12 protein-coding genes and 1 pseudogene are annotated in these 14,972 nt (G+C 67.6%); 7 read left to right on the top strand and 6 right to left on the bottom strand.

Features of this window, described 5'->3' with window-relative positions; translation table 11 throughout:
• Positions 1 to 127: integrase core domain-containing protein (locus AC5P9N_RS12410; RefSeq protein ID WP_146257439.1), on the top strand; the 127-nt coding region annotated here is incomplete at its 5' end.
• A 399-nt stretch (positions 128 to 526) separates the two neighbouring features.
• Here AC5P9N_RS12410 and AC5P9N_RS12405 read toward each other — a convergent pair.
• Positions 527 to 1,270: a basic secretory protein-like protein gene (locus AC5P9N_RS12405; protein ID WP_032966989.1), complete on the bottom strand. Its 744-nt coding sequence runs from the start codon at positions 1,268 to 1,270 to the stop codon at positions 527 to 529.
• On the bottom strand, positions 1,267 to 4,611 hold the full coding sequence (locus AC5P9N_RS12400; protein WP_099483938.1) for a GH92 family glycosyl hydrolase: 3,345 nt from the start codon (positions 4,609 to 4,611) through the stop codon (positions 1,267 to 1,269). Before AC5P9N_RS12400 ends, AC5P9N_RS12405 begins: the two co-directional genes overlap by 4 nt.
• A 421-nt stretch (positions 4,612 to 5,032) precedes the next feature.
• Here AC5P9N_RS12400 and AC5P9N_RS12395 point away from each other — a divergent pair, with 421 nt between their 5' ends.
• The 4 genes and pseudogenes from AC5P9N_RS12395 to AC5P9N_RS12380 all read left to right on the top strand — a co-directional run bounded on the left by AC5P9N_RS12395 (position 5,033) and on the right by AC5P9N_RS12380 (position 8,187).
• Positions 5,033 to 5,230 (top strand): zinc-finger domain-containing protein, encoded by a 198-nt coding sequence (locus tag AC5P9N_RS12395; RefSeq protein ID WP_005410967.1) that lies wholly within the window; start codon positions 5,033 to 5,035, stop codon positions 5,228 to 5,230.
• A gap of 15 nt (positions 5,231 to 5,245) precedes the next feature.
• Positions 5,246 to 6,361 carry a glycosyltransferase gene (locus tag AC5P9N_RS12390; RefSeq protein WP_099483937.1) on the top strand — a complete coding sequence of 372 codons (1,116 nt, stop codon included), beginning with the start codon at positions 5,246 to 5,248 and terminating at the stop codon, positions 6,359 to 6,361.
• Positions 6,342 to 7,673 carry an O-antigen ligase family protein gene (locus AC5P9N_RS12385; RefSeq protein WP_099483936.1) on the top strand — a complete coding sequence of 444 codons (1,332 nt, stop codon included), beginning with the start codon at positions 6,342 to 6,344 and terminating at the stop codon, positions 7,671 to 7,673. Before AC5P9N_RS12390 ends, AC5P9N_RS12385 begins: the two co-directional genes overlap by 20 nt.
• Positions 7,674 to 7,822: 149 nt before the next feature.
• Positions 7,823 to 8,187: pseudogene (locus tag AC5P9N_RS12380) on the top strand (transposase).
• A gap of 42 nt (positions 8,188 to 8,229) precedes the next feature.
• Here the strand turns inward: AC5P9N_RS12380 and AC5P9N_RS12375 are convergent.
• Positions 8,230 to 9,147 (bottom strand): LpxL/LpxP family Kdo(2)-lipid IV(A) lauroyl/palmitoleoyl acyltransferase, encoded by a 918-nt coding sequence (locus AC5P9N_RS12375; RefSeq protein WP_099483935.1) that lies wholly within the window; start codon positions 9,145 to 9,147, stop codon positions 8,230 to 8,232.
• 60 nt (positions 9,148 to 9,207) lie between these two features.
• Between AC5P9N_RS12375 and waaA the strand changes: the two genes are divergently transcribed.
• Positions 9,208 to 10,506, top strand: coding sequence for a lipid IV(A) 3-deoxy-D-manno-octulosonic acid transferase (gene waaA, locus AC5P9N_RS12370; protein ID WP_099483934.1), 1,299 nt, complete (start codon positions 9,208 to 9,210; stop codon positions 10,504 to 10,506).
• A gap of 216 nt (positions 10,507 to 10,722) precedes the next feature.
• Positions 10,723 to 11,940 carry an amino acid transporter gene (locus tag AC5P9N_RS12365; protein ID WP_099483933.1) on the top strand — a complete coding sequence of 406 codons (1,218 nt, stop codon included), beginning with the start codon at positions 10,723 to 10,725 and terminating at the stop codon, positions 11,938 to 11,940.
• Between the two features lie 87 nt (positions 11,941 to 12,027).
• On the opposite strand, the gene AC5P9N_RS12360 is transcribed toward AC5P9N_RS12365, so the two are convergent.
• The 3 genes from AC5P9N_RS12360 to AC5P9N_RS12350 form a co-directional block, all read right to left on the bottom strand.
• Positions 12,028 to 13,386, bottom strand: a complete 1,359-nt coding sequence (locus AC5P9N_RS12360; protein WP_005410961.1) for a TolC family outer membrane protein — start codon at positions 13,384 to 13,386, stop codon at positions 12,028 to 12,030.
• 16 nt (positions 13,387 to 13,402) lie between these two features.
• Positions 13,403 to 14,050: a protein-L-isoaspartate O-methyltransferase family protein gene (locus AC5P9N_RS12355; protein WP_005410960.1), complete on the bottom strand. Its 648-nt coding sequence runs from the start codon at positions 14,048 to 14,050 to the stop codon at positions 13,403 to 13,405.
• A gap of 136 nt (positions 14,051 to 14,186) precedes the next feature.
• Positions 14,187 to 14,867 carry a TetR/AcrR family transcriptional regulator gene (locus AC5P9N_RS12350; RefSeq protein WP_049440717.1) on the bottom strand — a complete coding sequence of 227 codons (681 nt, stop codon included), beginning with the start codon at positions 14,865 to 14,867 and terminating at the stop codon, positions 14,187 to 14,189.
• Between the last annotated feature and the right edge of the window lie 105 nt (positions 14,868 to 14,972).

Here is a 14,972-nt window from a genome sequence, read left to right as displayed (position 1 = left end):
CCAGCGCAATTCCGTGCTGACCCAATGGCTGCACCACTACAACTGGCACCGCCCTCACATGGGGATCGGTGGCCAGCCACCTATTTCCAGAGTCCTGCTGAACAACGTGGTGGGTTTACACAACTAACAGTCGACTCTACCGGTCCCGATACCGGTCCCAACGCCGGTCCCAACGCTGCCACACGCGCTACGCCGCCCGGTCATCTCCCTGCAACGCCGTTGCGGCCCAATACGCCCACGCGGCCCGGCCGTGGGAAGGGACCGGACCGGCCTTCCCACCCTGGGCCCGACCAACTTTCCACGGGTGAGGGTGTCATGCGCAATCGAGTGACGCGGCGGTACTTCCAGCAGCTGTTCGCGCTGTACGCCGGCTTCGTGCAGTCGCGCTGAGGCGTAGACGCAGCGAGGTAGAGTCGACCGTTGGTCGACTATCGCGCGAAGCGCGGGGTTTTCGGGGGCTGTACGAAAGGCAGTCGACTAACAGTCGACTCTACCCAGTCGCCGCAATACCCAGTTGATCGCCCAGTCAGCGCCGCTTGCCGCGGCGCGCTGGTGCCGGCGGCGGTGCATCCGAACGCGGCTTGGCGTACTGCGTCCACAGCGCCGGCAGTGCCTTGCCGGTGTGCTTCTGCCACAGCGCCGGCGTATAGCGGCCGTCGCGCAGGGCCTTGTCCAGCGCCAGCACCAGGCCGGGATACTCGGCCTCGGCCCATTTCAGGAACGCACCGGTCACCCGGTAGCCGCTGTCGAAATTCTGCCCCTTCTCGACCTTGCCCGGCAGTACCCAGCCTGCGGCGGCATTGTCCATGCCGTAGCGGTCGCGTGCGTAGTCGGCGATGCCTTCCACCAGCCAGCCCGGCACCCGTGCATCGCCGTAACCTGGATAGCCCTGCACGATGTGCATCGCCTCATGGGTGACCAGGTCGATGTCGTTCGGGTGCTGCGCCAACCAGCCTGGGTTGATGGTGATCGTCGCTGCCTGGTCCTTGTCGCCGACGAAGGCGATGCCGGTGTAGGCCGGATCGATCACGATGCGCACCATCGCCGGCGCGGCCGGGTGGAAGTCCGCGCGTTCGCGCAGGTAGGCGAAGAAGAACGTATCGATTACCCGCTTGCGCTGCGGCGCGGCCAGGGCGCCACGGGCGTCCTGGTAGTTCAGCGTCACGCCGTCGCGGGTCAGCTGCGTATCGAACGCCTGGGTCTGGCCGAAACTTGAGAAGGACAGGGCAACAAGGGCCAGAGGCAGAAGACGGTAGCGCATGCGGCTCATTGTACGGTGCCGGCCGCCAGCAGTTCGATCTCCGCCAGTGGCAGCCGTGCCGGTGCCGCCAGGCGCAGGCGGTATTCGCTGTAGCGGCCGGGTCTGGCGATGCGGAACGGCCGGGTCTGGCGGGCGGATTCGAAGTCTTCGCCGCTGCGCTGGTCGAGCACGGTCCAGCTGCCGCCGCCGTTGCGCGCCTCCAGCGTCCACTCACCGCCCTGGATGCGGCCGTCGCCGCTGGTGAGCGTGTACATCGTCGGCGTGCCGTCGCTCAGTCCGGTCAGCGCGATGGTTGCGCCGCCGCCCAGGCCCACGGTGGTGCTCGCATCGTCATCGACCAGTGCGGGCAGGGCGCGGCGATCGGCCAGCGTCGCCTTCGCGCCGCTGCCGAGCAGGTCGTGCAGCAGCTGCGGGCGCTGGCCGCGCGCGGTCAACGAGCGCGGCACATCGTCCACGCCGCTGCCCCAGCGCGAGGGACGGGGTCCCATCACGAAGTCGAGGGTCGCGCCCTTGGCGATCAGGTCGTGTGGCACCCAGGTCTTCGTCCACGGCTTGCCGTTGATCTTCAGCGACTGCACGTAGACGTTCTCGCGCGAGTTGTTGGCCGCGTTCACGGTCAGCACCGCGCCACCCTGCAGCTCCACGCGTGCATGTTCGAAGGCCGGCGAGCCGATCACGTACTCCGGGGCGCCCATGCGAAGCGGGTACAGGCCCAGCGAGGCCAGCACGTACCATGCCGAGGTTTCGCCGTTGTCCTCATCGCCCGGATAGCCCTGGCCGATCTCGCTGCCGACGTACAGCCGCGACAGGATCTCGCGCACGTGCTGCTGGGTCTTCCACGGCTGCCCGGCATACAGGTACATCCACGGGATGTGGTGCGCCGGCTGGTTGCTGTGCGCGTACATGCCCATGCGCACGTCGCGCGCTTCGGTCATCTCGTGGATGGTGCCGCCGTAGGAGCCGGCCAGTGCCGGGTCTGCGGTTTCCGGCGTGGCGAAGAAGGTATCCAGCTTCGCCGCCAGCTTGTCGCGGCCACCGTACAGCGCGGCCAGGCCTTCGCCGTCATGGGCGGCAGTGAAGGCGAAGGTCCAGCCGTTGGATTCGGTGTAATCGTGGCCCCACACGCGCGGGTCGTAGTCCTTGGCGTCCACGCGCCAGCGGCCATCCGCCTTGCGGCCCTGGAAGAAGCCGGCGGCAGGGTCGAACATCGTCGCGTAGCTGGCAGCGCGGTGGCGGAAGTAGTCGGCTTCGGTGCTGTAGCGCTCGCGTGCGGCCGGCGTGGCCGCGCGCTTGGCCAGCGCATCGGCCATGTTGGCGATGCCGAAGTCATTGAGTGCGCCTTCCATCGTCCACGACATGCCCTCATGCACGTCGGCGCTGGCGTAGCCCCGGAAGGTCGAACGGTCCATGCCCTTGCGGCCGACATGGCGGTCGGGTGGTACCACGGTCGCGTTCTTCAGCGCGGCGGCGTAGGCCTCGCCCGGATCGAAGCCGCCGACGCCCTTCAGCCACACATCGGCGAAGGCCACGTCCGAGCTGGTGCCGACCATCAGGTCCGCGTAGCCAGGCGACGACCAGCGCGCGATCCAGCCGCCAGCGCGGTACTGCTCGATGAAACCCTGCACCATCTGCCCGGCATCGTCGGGCGTGAACAGCGCGTAGGCCGGCCACGTGGTGCGGAAGGTGTCCCAGAAGCCATTGTTGACGAACACCTTGCCATCGCGCACGGCGGCAAAGGTGCGGGTCGCGCTGCCATCGGTGTTGTCATCGCTGGCGCTGGCCTGGTTGGCGTAGCGCCACTCCGGTGCGGCGGCGCTGCCCACGTTTTCATGGCCGGAATTCGGGTACAGGAACAGCCGGTACAGGCTGGAATACAGCGTGGTCTTCTGGTCGTCGCTGGCATCGCCGATGTCGAAGCGGGCCAGGCGTGCGTCCCATGCATCCTGCGCACGGCCGGCCACGCTCTCCAGCGTATCGGTGGCGGTGATTTCCAGCGCCAGGTTGTGTCGTGCCTGCTCCACCGAGATCAGCGAAGTGGCGATGCGCATGGTCACCCGCCGGTCGCTGCCGGCATCGAACTTGATGTAGCCGGTCGGGCGGCCGGTGCTGAGGCGCCCACTGCTGCGCCACGGCTTGTCGAAGCTGGCCACCACGTACATGCGGCTGGCACCGTTGGACAGGCCGCTGCGGGTGTCGGTGTAGCCGGACAGCGTCTGCGTGGCGGCGTCCAGAGTCAGGCCACCGCGGGCATCGACGTTGTCGAACAGCAGGTTGGCGTCGCCGTCCTCCGGGAAGTCAAAGCGGAACAGCGCGGCATGGTCGGTCGGCGCGATCGATGCCGCGACGCCGTTGTCGAAGCGCACGTCGTAGCGGTAAGGGCGGGCGCTTTCATGGCTGCGGTCGAACGACAGGGCACGCTTGCGGCGGTCAGCCTCCGGCACGCCACGACTGGCCGATGGCATCACCTGGAAGGTCTGGCGGTCGCCCATCCACGGGCTGGGTTGGTGGCTCAGCGCAAGCGCCTGCAGCTGCGGACGGTTCTGCGCGTCGTTCTGCTCGTTCCAGCGGTACAGCCAGTTCAGCACACCGGCATCGGTGACCGGGGTCCAGAAGTTGAACCCGTGCGGCACCGCCGTGGCCGGGAAATTGTTGCCACGCGAGAAGGTGCCGTTGGCCTGGGTACCGCGGGTGGTCAGCACCCAGTCGGAGACGCGCGCTGGCTGCTGCCGTGGCACTGTGTCCAGGCGAACGTCATCAATCCAGCCGGAGACCGGTGCGCCGTCGGCACTGGCCACCTCCAGTTCGATCGCCACCACGCGGCGGCCCTTCAGCGCGGGCACATCGCCCAGCCGCACCGCCTTGCGCGCCCATTGCTGCGGGTACAGCGTCTTCGAGTCGCCCTGCGCGCGGGCGCCGAGGGCCACCCCATGCTGGTCACGCGCAGCGCCGGCCGAAACCCGACTGCCATCGTCCAGCAGCAGGTCCAGAGACACATAGGTTGACGCCACGGTGTCCTTGCCGACGATCTCCGGCAGCACCAACCACGACAGGGTGGTATCGGCCTCGATGGTCACGTCCGCCTTGAACAGTTCGCGCCGCACATTGCCACCTTCACTGCTGTAGCGCAGTGCGTGCAGGCCGCCGTAGCCGACATTGCGCTTGGCGGCGTAGGGCGCCGCAGGGCCATTGCCGATCGTGACCTGCAATGCGCCTGCGGCCGGTGCCGGAGCCGGCTGGCCCGGCTCGAACGAGCTCTGCAGTCCCTGTGCCAGCACCGGCATCGCGGTAGTCGCACAGGCCAGGGCCAGGGCGAGCGGAAGCAGGGCGCGGCGTGGATCGGACAGGGTCATGCAAGGGTCTCCCGGAAGGGCTGGCGGCGGGCAGAACCCGCATCGGCGGACACCACGGACAGCATCGCTCCGCCCGCCGCGATGGCAGTGGAAGAGGCGATGCCGGTCCGGTGGGGGCGGGCCATGCGATCGGGTCGGATTGGGGTAGGCCGGTTCACGACCTGGCCCGATCCTGCAACAGCCGTGGCAACCTGACAAGTGCCATTTAGTTCGATCCAAATGCGGTAAATATCGTTGTCGGTGGTTTCCCGGGGTGAATCTGCAGGATCGGTCGGGCATTCCCGCCGGCACCTCATCCCGAAGTGGCATGCAAGGTCGCAGGGAATCGGCCCGGTACGCGCAAACACCCGTTGCGGCGCAATGTCGGGGCGGCCTGGATGCTAGAATCACAGGCCTCGTAACCCGTTCATCGACATCCGCCATGAGCCATACCGCCACTGCGCCCGCCAACGCCGAGAAGCGCTACACCGTGCACCGCAGCGATCTGCCGCTGAGCTGCCCGACCCCGGAAATGGCGCTGTGGAACTCGCATCCGCGCGTGTACCTGCCGATCGAAGACGAGCCCAATGGCGAAGCGCAGTGCCCGTACTGCGGTTCCGTGTTCGTGCTGGCCGACTAAGCGGCCGCCCCTTCGATGCGCCGATTGACCGTGGTGCAGTTGCTGCCGGCGCTGCACTCCGGCGGCGTCGAGCGCTCGACCCTGGAAATCGCTGCGGCCCTGGTCGCCGCCGGCCATCGCGCGCTGGTGGTTTCCGCCGGTGGCCGCCTGGTGCAGCCGCTGCTCGACAGCGGTGCCGAGCACCTCACACTGGACATCGGCCGCAAGTCGCTGCTGACCCTGCGCCACTTACCGACCCTGCGTCGCTTGTTTGCCGAGGTTGGTGCGGATATCGTGCATGCCCGCTCGCGGCTGCCGGCCTGGCTGGGCCTGTACGCAATCCGTGCCCTGCCTGCCGCGCAACGCCCGCACTGGGTGACCACCGTGCATGGGCTGAACTCGCCCAGCCGCTACAGCGCGGTGATGACCAGCGGCGAACGCGTGATCTGCGTGTCCAACACCGTGCGCGATTACGTGCAGCGCCACTACCCGACCGTGCCCGAACAGGCATTGCAGGTGATTCCGCGTGGCGTCGATGTGGCCCAGTTCCCGCGCGTGGCGCGTGCCGATCGCCGTCCGCGGATGGCGCTTGCGGCAGAGTACCCACGGCTGGCGCAGGTTGAAGGCCCCTTGCTGCTGTTGCCGGGGCGTGGCACCCGCCTGAAGGGCCACGCATACGCATTGCAGCTGCTGGCGGATATGCGCGCCGCCGGCGTGCCGGCACAGTTGTGGATGCTGGGCACCGATGAACCCGGCCGTGAAGCCTACGTCGCCGACCTGCGCCGGCAGGCGGCCGCGCTCGGCGTGGCCGAGGCCGTGCACATCAGCACGCCGACCGCACGCATCGCCCAGGCCTACGCGGCCAGCGACCTGGTACTGCAGCTGTCGGACAAGCCCGAAGCGTTCGGCCGCACCGTGGTCGAGGCGTTGTCGGTGGGCCGGCCGGTGCTGGGTTGGGACCATGGCGGCGTCGGTGAGCTGCTTCGGCAGCTGCAACCCGCAGGTGCCGTGCCGCTCGGCGATGCGCGGGCATTGGGTGAACGTGCGCTGGCCCTGCTGGCCCAGCCCCCGTCCTTGCCGGCCCGCATCCCGTTTACCCTGCAGGCCATGCAGCGCGATACCCTCCGCCTCTATGCCGACCTCGCCGGCTGACCCCGCCGTCATCGTGCGCGACGACCGCGCCGGGCGCTGGGCGCCCTGGTGGGTGCTGGCGTACGTGGCGATGTGGCCGTTGCCAGGCATCGCCGAAACCGTGTTGGGCCTGGGCGCGCTGTACGCGGCGGTGCGCATGGTGACGCGCCGCCTGCAGCGCCGCCCGCATCTGTTGAGCACGGCGGCCTGGGCACTGACTTCGATCCTGTTCCTTGGTTACTGGCTGCCGCAGGCATTCTCCGCATTCGATGCGATCGATCCGGCGGCCTCGTGGACCAAGGCTGCTGCGGGCCTGCGCTATCTGCCCTTCATGTGGCTGGTGGCGATCGCGGTGGCTACGCCGGAGCGGCGGCGGCTGACCTTCGCGGGGCTGGCACTGATCACCGGCGCATGGACGCTGGATGCACTGGTGCAGGCGGTGGCCGGCACCAGCCCCTGGTTCTGGTCGCTGGAACACCTGAAGCTGGCGGTCAGTGGCCACGCACTGTGCCCGGCCGACGAGGCCGCACTGGCAGATCGCCTCAGTGGCGCACTGGGACCGTGCAACCTGAAGTTCGGCCAGGTGCTGGCCAGCCTGTCGCCGTTTCTGCTGCTGCCCGCCGCGCGGCGCTTTGGCAATACGGGCTGGCTGCTGGCTGCGGCAGCGCTGGGCAGCGTGCTGCTGTTGGCCGGTTCGCGCGCCTCGTGGATCACCTTCGCGCTGGTGCTGGCCTACAGCGGCGTGCGCCAGTTCGGCTGGAAACGGCTGGCCGCGCTGGCGCTGGTGGCGGTGCTCGGCGCCGGTGCGCTGACCGTCAGCGTGCCGCAGCTGCGCGAGCGCTTCGCGCGAACGGCCATGGCCCTGGATGGGGGTGAGCGTGGTGTCGACGAGGCCCTGTCAGGGCGCGCGCGGATCTGGGAAGCCGCCGCCTGCATGATTGAAGAGCACCCGATCAATGGCGTGGGTGCACGTGGTTTCCGCGATGCCTATCCCGCTTGCGTGGCGGAGGAAGGGCCGGCCGTGTGGGGCAATGCCCCGGCGCTTCATGCCCATCAGATCGTGCTGGAAATCCTCGCAGAGACTGGAGTGATTGGTCTGTTGCTGTGGCTGGCGGCCGTGGCCCAGGCCTGGCGCGCATGGCGCTACGCGCCGGCAATGGCCCGCGAACGCGCGCGTCCGGCGATGCTGGCGCTGGCGGTGACCGTGTTCCCGCTGAACACCCATCTGGCGTTCTATTCGGCTTTCTGGGGTGGCCTGACCGTATTGCTGGCCGCGCTGTTCGCCGGCAGCCTGCTGGCGCGCGACGCGGACGACACGCCGACGGCGGTGTGATCGTCCATCCAGCATGGCGTGGCTCTACTGCGCGTACCGAACGGAGATTGCTGTGGTGGATCCACGCCATGCGTGGATGGAGCTTTCCCGACGCAAACACAGGTAACCCACCCCTACCGGTGTTTCCATGCGTATCGCACGCTCGAGGCATGGCCAGCCCAGGACTCCGCTACGGTCGATATTCCCGATCCGGCAACGTGTACTCATTGACCACGGCAACCCTTGGCCGTGAACCGTTGTTCGCCGATGCGGCGAACATGGCGATCCTGATCGACACCCTGCGCTTCGTCGAGCGTAGGGGCTTCGGCCACAATCTCGCCTGGGTGGTGATGCCCGACCATCTGCACTGGCTGATGGAACTGCGCAGTGGCAGCGCGGCTATCACGACCATGCAGTGCGGACCGACGAATCACTTCACGAGAAGGCGATGTACATCCTGGCCAATCCGGTCCGTGCGGGCTTGGCGTGCGTGGTGGGGGAGTACCGGTACGCCTGGTGCCGCTGGCCGTTGTGAATCCCGGCACGGAATCGAAAAGCATCCGCGCATGGCGTGGATCTACTTGTAGAAATCGCTCCGCCCGCCTGGCTGGCGCTTGAAGCGGCGGTGGATCCACAGGTACTGGTCGGGTGCCTCGCGCACCATCTCTTCGATGGCCTGGTTGACCCGCGTGGTATCGGCTTCCACGTCGTCGCTGGGGAAATTCTCCAGTGGCGCGCCGATCTTCAGGAAGTACTTCCCGCCTTCGCGGCGATGGAAATACGGGATCACCGCACAGCCGGTCATCCGCGCCAGCTGGTGGGTGGCAGTGATGGTCGAAGCGGTGTGGCCGAAGAACGGCACGAACACGGTGTCCTTGCCGCGCATGTCCTGGTCGGGCGCGTACCAGAGGAAGCCGCCCTTCTTCAGGTGGCGCACGGTGGTGCGGATGTCCTCATTGGCGAACATTGCCTTGGCGTAGCGCAGGCGGCCGAACTTCACCGCCCACTCGTACACCGGGTTCTTGTGCTTGCGGTACATGCCTGAAAGATCAACGTAGTCGCACAGCAGGCGCCCGCACATTTCCAGGGTCATGAAATGGCCGGACACCAGCAGCACGCCACGACCTTCCGCCTGCATCTGCCGCAGATGTTCCAGTCCTTCGATCTGCACCTGCGGGCGGATGCTGTCGATGCTGCCCCACCAGGCGCGGATGCACTCGAACACGCCCACACCCAGGGCATCGAAGCTGTCGCGCACCAGGCGCTGGCGCCAGGCCTCGTCCTTCTCGGGGAAGCACAGCTGCAGGTTGACCTCGGCGGCGCGGCGACGGCTGCCCAGCAGGCGCCAGGTGATCCAGCCGACGCCCCGGCCCAGCGCCCGCTGCAGCATCCACGGCAGGCGGGCGATGGCGAAGGCGCCCAGCATGGCGGCGAACATCGGCCAGTTGCGGGGATCGCGCAGCGACGGGCGGACGGCGGTGGTGGCATCGGACATTGGCCCATTCTACCAAGGCGGCCGCGTGTCTTTCCCGGGGGGCTCCCGTATCCTTGCCGCATGCGTAAAGACCCTGTCGAATGGATCCTGCGCGGCCTGTACTCGGTCGTGCTCTACATCCTGCTGCCGATCACCGTGTACCACCTGGTCTGGCGCGGCTTCCGGGTCCGTGAATACTTCCGGCGCTGGGATGAGCGCTATGCCTCCTATCCGCAGCCCACCGGCCAACCGCGGGTCTGGCTGCACGCGGTCTCGGTGGGCGAAGTCAATGCCGCTGCGCCGCTGGTGAACGCGCTGCGCAAAGAGCGCCCGGACATCCGCTGGGTCATCACCACCATCACCCCGACCGGCTCCGAGCGCGTGCGTGCGCTGTGGGGCGACGCCCTGGACCACGTCTACCTGCCGTATGACGTGCCCGGCAGCGTCAACCGCTTCCTCGGCCACTTCCAGCCCAGCCTGGCGCTGATCCTGGAAACCGAACTGTGGCCGAACATGCTGTTCGGCTGCCGTGACCGTGGCATTCCGGTCTACATCCTCAACGCGCGCCTCTCGGCACGTTCGCTGCGGGGCTACCGGCTGCTGGCGGCGTTGATCCGCCGCGCGCTGCGCACGGTCACCTGCGTGGCCGCGCAGTCGCAGGGCGATGCCGAGCGTTTCGTGCAGCTGGGTGCCGCGCCGGAGCAGGTGCAGGCGCTGGGCAACCTGAAGTTCGACATCACTACGCCGGACGTGCAGGGCTTCGTCGAGCAGTTCCATGCCCGCGTGCCGGCCCGGCGGCCGGTGTGGATCGCCGCCAGTACCCATGATGGTGAAGAACAGGCGGTGATCGATCTGCATCGGCGCCTGCGCCGGCAGCACCCCGACCTGTTGCTGCTGTGGGCGCCCCGGCATCCCGAGCGCTTCCCGAAGGTGGAGGCGCTGGCGCGGGAGCAGGGCTGGAACGTGGCAACCCGGCGCGCGAAGCAGTGGCCGGAGGTTGGAACCGATGTGTTCGTCATCGATACCCTGGGCGAGCTGATGCCGTTCTATGCCTGCGCGCAGGTGGCGTTTGTCGGTGGAAGCCTGCAGCCGATCGGTGGCCACAACCTGCTGGAGCCGGCGGCGATGGGCACCGCTGCGGTGACGGGCCCGCACCTGCACAACTTCTCGGAAATTTCCCGCCGCATGCGCGAGGCGGGCGCGCTGTTGATCGGCGAAGACGTGCAGGCGGTCGGCGAACTGCTGCAGCACCTGCTCGAAGATCCGCAGGCACGCGAGGACATGGCGCGGGCAGGCTGCACGCTGATCAGCAACGGACGCGGTGCCCTGCAGCGTACGCTGGCGCTGGTCGGACCGCATCTGCCGCCACCTTGCCGCTGAGTCCGAAGGGCCGGCGCACGCGACGTGACTGTCGTGAAAGACCGCGTCAATTCTGCTTAGCGACCTGGAATCTGTCGTAGCGGGACCGTGAGCTTCCTTGCCAACGTGCCTGCCGTCACATCGTGATGCGCATGGCGCGTATTCCGATACCGCCTCCCGGCACAGGCTGTCAGTCTGCTGTCGACCGCGCTTGGGCGGATATCAAGGGAACTTGCGATGGACAGCGACAGCAGCCCCGGCATCGATGAGCCCGGGTACGGCGATCGCCTTGTGGTGGTGGCACTGACCTTGCTGCTGGGAGGCGGCGTGGTCGCGCTGGTCGGCCAGCACACCGCAGCCCAGGCAGGCCCGGCCATCGTCCTGAGCCTGCTGCTGGCCGCGCTGGGCACAGGGCCGCTGCTGTACTGCCTGCACGTTCTGAACCAGCAAAGGCCCGCTGCCGATGGCCTGCATGGCGTGGTGCGGGACTGCTGGGGAGGCGTGCCGGCCGTTCTGCTCGGTGGCGCGCTGCTGCTGGAACTGGTGGTGACTGCCGCTGGCGTTGCGCAGTCCGTCGCCAACCATCTGCATGTACTGCTGGCTGGTTGTGGAATCGAGGCCAGCAACGGGATGCCGGGTCAACTGACGGCTGCTGCCAGCCTGCTGTTGCTTGCAGTGGTCGGATTGCTGCGGCCACACCGTGTGGTGCTGGTTGCCTGCGTGCTGCTGACGGTGAAGGTCGGCGCCGGCCTGCTGTTGCTGGTGCTGGCAGCCCGCCATGTGCACTACGCGTACTGGATTCCATGGCTGCCGCCAGCAACGGCACCCTATCGCTTCGGGATCGGCGGTGTACTGGCGGCGAGCGTGCCGCTGTACGGTGTGTTCGCCACCGTTGGCCTGGCGCTGGGATTTCCTGGCATCGGCAGGCAGGCGAGGGCACGGCCGCCGCTGCTGCCGGCGTGCGTGCTGCTGGCCATGGTGCTGCTGATCGTACTGGCCGCGTTGCAGGCTGGCCTGGTCGAATTTCCGGCCCTGGCCAGCACGCGGCCTTTGTCGGTCGCCCTGCAGCATCACCCGCAGTTGTACTGGGTGATGCCCTTGCTGCCGCTGGCGGGAGTGGCAGGGTTGGTGGCGCTCATCCTGGTGCTGCTGATGTTGGCTGCGCGGGTGGCGATGCAGCTGTGGCCGACGGCAGGTGACCAATCCCTGGAGTTCCGGGAGAGACTGGTGCCGGTTGCCGTCGTCCTGTCGGCGGCATTGCTGGCGTTGTGGGCGCCCATGGGCAGCCTGCCGGTACTGCCTGGTCCGGCAACCCTGTTGGTGATGGGGGCCGTGTGCGTGGCCGTGCTGCGCGGACGGGCACCGCGGTCACGTGCCCTGCCGGTGCTGGCTCCCGTCACCATCGCACTGTGTCTGCTGGCCGCAGTCGAACGGATGCGGGTCTGGCCCGGCTGACGGTCGGTGGGTGCATGCTTCCGTCCGCGCGACCAACAAAAAAGCCACCCTCGCGGGTGGCTTCTTCGTGACCGGCAGGCTGACGACTCAGTGCGTGGTGGTTGCCGGGTTGCCCGCGTCCTGGGTCAGCAGGCGGTTGACGTCCTGCAGCTCGGCCACGTCCAGCGCACCCAGCGACTGGCTCAGCAGCAGGCGGTTCTGCAGGAAGGTGTAACGGGCCTGGGCGTAGTCCAGCTGCGCCGAGAACAGGATGCGCTGGTTCTGGATCACGTCCAGCACGGTACGGGTACCGACTTCCAGGCCGACCTGCGAGGCGTCATAGGCGCTCTGTGCCGAGACCACCGCCAGGCGGCGGGCTTCCACTTCGCTGATGCCCTGTACCAGGGTCTGGTAGGCATTGCGGGTGTTTCGGTCCAGGGCACGCTTCTGCTGCTCGTAGCCGTCTTGGGCAATGTCACGCTGGGCCAGCGCCTGGCGCACGCCGGACTGGGTAGCGCCGCCGGCGAAGATCGGCACGTTCAGGGTCAGGCCGATGCTGTTGGTGCGGGCATCGGGGGACAGCGAGCCGGAGCCGGTGCTGTCGCCCCAGGTCGCGGTCTTGCCCCAGCTGCCGCCCAGCGACAGGGTCGGGTAGTGGCCACCACGCGCGGCCTGCACGCCGGCTTCGGCGGCGCTCACCTTCAGTTCCTGCGCCTTCAGCGCCGGATTCTGGGTGGTGGCCTGGTGCACCAGCTCATCGATGTTGCCACGGTTGGCCGGCACTTCCGGACGGAAGTCGGCCGGCAGGCCGCGCAGGTTGACCACCGGCTGGCCGGTCAGTTCGGTCAGGGCCTGGTAGTTATCGGCCAGGGTGTTCTGCGCAACGATGGTGTTGGCACGCGCCTGGTCGTACTGGGCGCGTGCTTCGTGCACGTCGGTGATCGGCGCCAGGCCCACTTCCAGGCGCTTGTCGGCGAAGTCGAACTGCTTCTTCGCAGCCGCTTCATTGGTCTGTGCGGCGTTCAGCGATTCGATCGCCACCAGCACGTTGAAGTAGGCCGCCGAGGTGCGCACGATCAGGCTGTCGTTGGCAGATTCGAGGGTGAAGTCCGCCGCCTTGCTCAGCTCACGCTGCGAACGCAGGTTGTTGATCTGGGTCCAGTTGAACAGCGTCTGGCTGCCATCGATCGTGTAATTGCGGCGCTTGTTGGTGAACGAGCCGGAGTTGATGTCGGCGTTCGGCTCGCTGCGCGTGCGGTTCAGCGTGGCCTGGCCGTTGATCTGCGGCAGCAGGGCGGCGCGCGCCTGCACGGCGCCTTCCTTGTCGACCAGCCGGGTCGATTCGGCGGCGGACAGCTGCGGATCGCCGTTGCGCGCCATTTCGTAGACCTGCAGCAGGTCGGCGGCATGGGCAGACAACGGCAGCAGGGCAGTGGCCAGCGCAACAGCGAGGGATCGGCGGATCATTGCGGCTTCCTTGGACTCAGAGGTGGAACTGGGGTGCCGGGGCGGCACCGCGCAGGTAATCGATATCGGTCTCGAACAGGGACTCGGTGCTGCCGTCGGCCTTGACCAGCAGGGCCTCCATCGCCGGCGAGCGGCCGTGGATCACGAACAGGCGACCACCCGGACGCAGCCACGAGGCGAACTGTGACGGCACCACGTCGACCGCACCAGTGACACAGATCACGTCAAAGCGGCGTTCGGTCTGCCAGGACAGGGCGTCAGCCACTTCCACGCGGACGTTGGTGCCCAGGCCGGAGGCGTCCAGGCGGGCACGCGCGGCGGTGGCCAGCTCCGGGTCGATCTCCAGGCTCAGCACGTCGCGCGCGAGCGCGCCGATGCAGGCGGACAGGAAGCCGCTGCCGGTGCCGATTTCCAGCACTTCGTCACCCGGCTGCAGATCCAGTGCCTGCAGGGTACGGCCCTCGATGACCGGCTTCATCATCTTCTGGCCGTGGCCGATCGGCAGTTCGACATCGGCGTAGGCCAGCGCCCGGTGTGCATCGGCGACAAAAGCCTCGCGCGGCAGGCGGGCCAGGACGTCGAGCACCTTGATGTCCAGCACGTCCCAGGGACGGATCTGCTGTTCCACCATCAGTTCGCGGGCGTGGGCGTAATCAATCGTCATGAGGTTCAAATCCAGCGCAGTGGGCCGGCCATTTTACCGGTGCCGGAGGCCGGCGGCGCGCCCAGAGCATCAGCTGCCGGGTGGCCGGGGTCGCAGTGCCGGAAGTCATCGCGACCTCCGGTTCGTTCAGTTTTGGTTATTCAGCCGTCCCGGCCCCTCGCGGCGCATAGGCGCGCAGGAAGAAGTCGATGCTGGCGGTCACGTGGGCAAGAGGGTCGCACTCCACCGGTGACAGTGGCATGCCACACATCATATGCATGTGCACTTCGCCCTTGACCAGGGTCAGGAACTGCTCGCCAGCGAGCGAATAGTCGGTGATTTCCAGCTCGCCGCGCTCGGCGCGTGCCCGCAGGAAGTCAGCCAGGGCCTCGCAGGTACGTTCCGGTCCTGCCTTCCAGAACAGCTCGCGCAGGCGTTCGTCGGTCTCCGGCGCCATCATCATGCGCTGGATCGAGATCGCCGCATCGGAAGTGATCAGTTCGAAGAAGGCCAGGCCGATGCCGATCAGCTGGTCGCGCAGCGGGCCGTCCGCGTCGGCCACGAACAGGGCATCGGGCAGCATTTCAATGCACTTTGACTGCACGGCCTCGGAGAACAGGGTCTCCTTGTCGCCGAAGTGGCTGTACACGGTCAGCTTAGAGACGCCGGCCTGGGCGGCAATGGCGTCCAGGCTCACGCCGGTATACCCCTGTTCGATGAACAGTACCTTGGCTGCTTCAAGGATCGCCGCGCGCTTGCCCAGATCCTTGGGGCGCCCGGGTCCGGCGGCCTTGGCAGCGGGCTTGGCCGACGGCTTGCGGGAAGTGGAAGAACTCATCGCAACAATACTAGACCAAGCGGTTCGATATTTATACTATACCGGCCGGTTTATTAAATTGGGCCGGCAGTCGCGGCTCCCCCTTGTTGCAACCCTGCGTTTTCA

This window comes from Stenotrophomonas sp. YJH_SMC_6 (assembly GCF_059371335.1).
The sequence above is the reverse complement of the archived record's forward strand: the minus strand, read 5'-3'. Positions and strand labels throughout refer to the sequence as shown.